Below are 4,339 nucleotides of genomic sequence, written 5' to 3'. Positions count from 1 at the left end.
TTATCAGGCAGTTGCCGATACCCTGTTCCTCTGCGGACCTGTAGATGTGGATCTTTATTACAGGACAAGCGGAGAGGATCTGGACTTCATTGTAAAGGTGCTTGACGTTACTCCTGACGGCGCTGAGATGCTCATTCGCGGTGATGTTTTCCGCGCCCGCTACGCCCACGGCTTTGACAAACCTCGTTTCCTTACTCCGGACAAGCAGGAGCACCTGCAATTTGCACTGAACGATGTAGTTCATTATGTGCTTCCGGGGCATCATATCCGCGTGCAGATACAGAGCAGCTGGTTCCCGCTCATAGACATCAACCCTCAGACAGCCGTTCCTAACATTTTCAAGGCCGAGGAATCTTATTATAAGGCTGCAACGGTTACAATAATTCACAGCCCGGAAGCAGAATCAAGTATATGTCTCCCAGTAGTCAACGGCAAGTAATTCAATAAGGGAATTTCCATGAAAACACTTTGCATCATTCTTACTATTGCCATTTCCAGACTGCTTGGAACCTATACGCTCAACGACAGCTATCCCGAGGTGAACATTACTGTTGAGGCTCCACTGATGATGGATTCCACCAAGGCAACCGAGATTATCTTCTATGCCCTGCCGAACGGGAACAGCATTGAATGGACGGCAGGAAAATTCACCACCCCGGATGACGACTGGCACTATGATATCCAGCATATCTCCGCGCAGACCAAGTACATGAGGGAGAATGACCAGTCAAGGAACTACATAACCGTGTATCTGATGGATGCAAAACGTTCCTGGACTTCCTGGCGGCACAGGCACGCAGACGTGCTCCCGCAGGTACTTCCGGCAATAATCAACGATATTTCGGGACTTTACGAAAAATATAATCCAACAATCACCCTGAGCAGCCATTCAGGCGGCGGCTATTTCCTTTTTGAATATCTGCGCACGGCCGAACCGATCAATCCCAGAATCAAGCGTTTTGCCTTTCTTGACAGCGTGTACGGTTACCTTGAGGAAGTACATTGCAGGAAACTTACCAACTGGCTCAAGGAAAAGGACCATTACCTGAGCGTGATATCGTACGAGGACATTACTGTCATTTACAACGGAAAGCCTCTTGTAACAAAGGAGGGCGGCACATGGGGCAGAAGCCATGCAATGATACGCGACCTGTCCGGAACGTTTAAAATCAAGCTGCAGGAGGATGACTCATCAGAGGTCTGGCGCGGCTTGAAAGGACGAATATCCTTCAAACTCATCAAGAATCCCGACGGTGAAATCTGGCATACTGTGCTGGTTGAGAGGAACGGATTCATTGACTCCAGCTGGTCAGGAACGGAAAAGGAGGGCAGGGGATACTCCTTCTGGGGTGATAGAGCTTATTCAAAGTACATCAGCGATGCAGGCTGTCACAGCACTGAGGTGAAGTCCGCAGACCTGAAACCTCTTCCTTTTTTCATGGAACAATACTATCTCTGTAAGTTGGAAGTAATATAACATATATAACAGATTATGGCTATAAAAATCTTAAGCGTAGATGATGAAATGGATCTTGAACTGCTGTTCACACAGTATTTCCGCAGGAAGATCCGTAAAGGGGAGTATGAATTTTTCTTTGCACACAACGGGCTTGAGGCACTTCAGGTGCTTCTTGCACATCAGGATATAGATATTGTCCTTTCAGATATCAACATGCCTGAAATGGACGGCCTTACCTTGCTTGCAAAAATCAACGAGATGCGCAATCCCGCCTGCAAGTGCATTATGGTGAGCGCATACGGTGATATGAGCAACATACGTCAGGCAATGAACAACGGTGCATTCGACTTTGCCACAAAACCAATCGACCTGGATGACCTGCAGCGTTCCATAGACAACGCCGTTGCACAGATAGAGTATATACATCAGTCGCAGAAGGAGCACAAGACACTTGAGGATCTTCAGGGAGATTTGAAAGCGGCAAGGGACATACAGCATGCCATCCTTCCAAAGAATTTTGATATTGACAGATTCCCTGATATGGATATCTGTGCCAGCATGGAGGCGGCAAAGGATGTGGGTGGTGACTTCTATGATTTCTTCCCTATCGATGATACAAGGATGGGTTTCGTGATGGCTGATGTCAGCGGCAAGGGCGTTCCCGCAGCAATGATGATGGCTGTTGGCCGCACAATGATCAAAGCCATAGGCAGCCGGGGGATAGCATCCAGTGAATGCATGAAAACGGTCAACAATCTTCTATGCAGGGAGAATACTGATTACATGTTCATAACCACATTCTACGGAATAATTGATACCGTTACCGGAGAAGTTGACTATACGAATGCCGGTCATAATCCTCAGTATGTGCTTCATGCTGATGGTACTCTGTCTGTTCTGAATCCTGTAGGCAACATTGCATTGGGAATCATGGAGGATATGGACTATAAGAGCAGTTCAACAGTCCTCATCCCCGGGGACCACATTGTCATGTTCACCGACGGCGTTACTGAGGCCGAGAATTCAAGCTATGAACAGCTTGGGGAGGAAAAGCTCGAGTCCCGCCTCAGGACATTGGCAGGAGCGGGGAGCAAGGAGATTGTGGAGTCTGTCAATGGTCTGGTAAAGGATTTCGCAAATGGGAATCCACAGAATGATGACGTTACAATTCTAGTAATTGGAAGGAAATGAGTTCCGTTCGTAAAATCATATATATAAGCACCACGGCCCTTCTTGTTACGGCCATGATTGTTCTGGCCTATTTCATGGGAAAGAGCAATGGTACGGACTATGGAACGGTTGTGAGCGTTGAGGATATGGACGAGCTCGTTACCAACGAGCAGGAGGCAACCGTTGTAAAGAGGGTGAGCCAGCAGATGGAGGCAATAGCCTATCAGCAGAAAACCATTTCCGAGATGCAGAGGGACCGTGCGGAGGAGCAGTCAAGGATTGCAATCAGCATGCGCGACAAGGCCGAGAAGGAGAGTCAGGCCGCACGTTCGGCAGAGAACAGGGCCCTCCAGCTGGCACACGAAGCGGAAGCTTCCGCACTGGAGGCTGCAAGGCAGAGGGATCAGGCCACGTTGGCCAAGAGGATTTCTGATACTCTTACCTATCGTACGCTTGGTAGGACATTGGCAAGCAGTTCGATATATGATTACGAGGATGGTCAGTTCGATATGGCGGCGGCATTGGCATACGCAAGCTGGTATTTCCTTGACAAGTACAAGGGAAATGTGTATCTGCCGGAATGTTTCCAGGCTTTGAACCGGTCTGCGAATGCCAGTATGTACACATATATGCATGGTAGGGGGGCGGTAGGGGGCATTGCCGCACTTGAGAACGGTGCCTGCATCCTGGTTTCGGATTATGGGGAGATAGAATATCAGACCGTTCCCGGAAAGGAAGGGAAGGTGCTTCTTCATAATAAGGAATTCGACTTCCGCGCAGTATGTTCACATAATGACAGGGCCTACGCATTATCCCTGCACGGTCCTGTGTGCTTCATTGAGAAAGACAGTGTTTTACATTACATTGCGCTGCCTGAAGGAAACTATACAGGTATAGCCTGTGCCGGCAAAGACCTTCTTTTTATATGGGGAGGCAGGAATATCCTGTGGATGGACTCACAAAGCGGCAGACCGGTATCAATATCAGAGGGAATAGGCAGTATAAGCGCTGCATTGTATTACGGCGGGAGCATGCACGTGTTCTTTGAGGACGGGAGGAGCGCCGTGCTGGACAGCAAAGGCGGAATGACTTACGAAGAGTCACCGTTTGACGAAACTGTTACTGCAGTTCATTACGATGCGGGCGCTGACTGTATATATTATGGCGGAAAAAGCGGTCACATTCTCAGAAAGAACCTTGCAGACGGTTCCGGCAGTGTGCTTTATGGACACACGAGCCGCATATCGTTCATAAGTGCCATGAATGGGATAGCAGTAACGGGGTCATACGACAAGAGTGTGTGTCTGTGGAACATAGCAATGTTAAAGAACCTTAATGATATGCTCATTCCCGCCGCAATCACGTCCAAGTCATGGCCGATGTCGGCAAAACGTTTGAACGATGCCGAAATGCTGGTTGGGTACAGCAATGGAACCGTGGCCCGTTATAATGTATCAGCATCTTCTTTGGCTGCAAGAGTCAGGACCGGAATCAAACGGAATCTCACACAGGCAGAATGGCGGCAGTATATGGGTGCCAATGTTCCGTACATCAAATTCAAATAGCATTTGCAATGAAACCCTCATGACATAATTTGTAGTCGCCAAAGTTCATGAAAAGGGTTGACGCCCGTCTATATTATATACACCAATATACATTAGACTATGGCAGACATCCAGTTCACACAGGTCGTATCGCGCGGTTGCGGTA

At 48.3% G+C, this 4,339-nt stretch carries 4 protein-coding genes; all 4 read left to right on the top strand.

The genetic code is table 11. From position 1 onward, the window contains the following. Positions 1 to 439 (top strand): CocE/NonD family hydrolase (locus AC06L3_RS06865; protein ID WP_475669880.1); only part of this gene is annotated, 439 nt, incomplete at its 5' end. A gap of 18 nt (positions 440 to 457) precedes the next feature. Next, positions 458 to 1,477 carry a hypothetical protein gene (locus AC06L3_RS06860; RefSeq protein ID WP_475669879.1) on the top strand — a complete coding sequence of 340 codons (1,020 nt, stop codon included), beginning with the start codon at positions 458 to 460 and terminating at the stop codon, positions 1,475 to 1,477. A gap of 15 nt (positions 1,478 to 1,492) precedes the next feature. Beyond that, entirely contained in the window at positions 1,493 to 2,650 is a 1,158-nt protein-coding gene (locus AC06L3_RS06855) for a PP2C family protein-serine/threonine phosphatase (protein WP_475669878.1), read from the top strand. After that, positions 2,647 to 4,194, top strand: coding sequence for a hypothetical protein (locus AC06L3_RS06850; RefSeq protein WP_475669877.1), 1,548 nt, complete (start codon positions 2,647 to 2,649; stop codon positions 4,192 to 4,194). Before AC06L3_RS06855 ends, AC06L3_RS06850 begins: the two co-directional genes overlap by 4 nt. Positions 4,195 to 4,339: the final 145 nt, after the last annotated feature.

The sequence above is a fragment of the Candidatus Egerieousia sp. genome, from assembly GCF_056211015.1.
This window is presented reverse-complemented; position numbering and strand designations above follow the sequence as displayed.

Bases quoted from the DNA above. Each gene is read 5' to 3' on its own strand.
- AC06L3_RS06855 (WP_475669878.1), top strand. From the start codon at position 1,493: ATGGCTATAAAAATCTTAAGCGTAGATGATGAAATGGATCTTGAACTG.
- AC06L3_RS06850 (WP_475669877.1), top strand. From the start codon at position 2,647: ATGAGTTCCGTTCGTAAAATCATATATATAAGCACCACGGCCCTTCTT.
- AC06L3_RS06860 (WP_475669879.1), top strand. From the start codon at position 458: ATGAAAACACTTTGCATCATTCTTACTATTGCCATTTCCAGACTGCTT.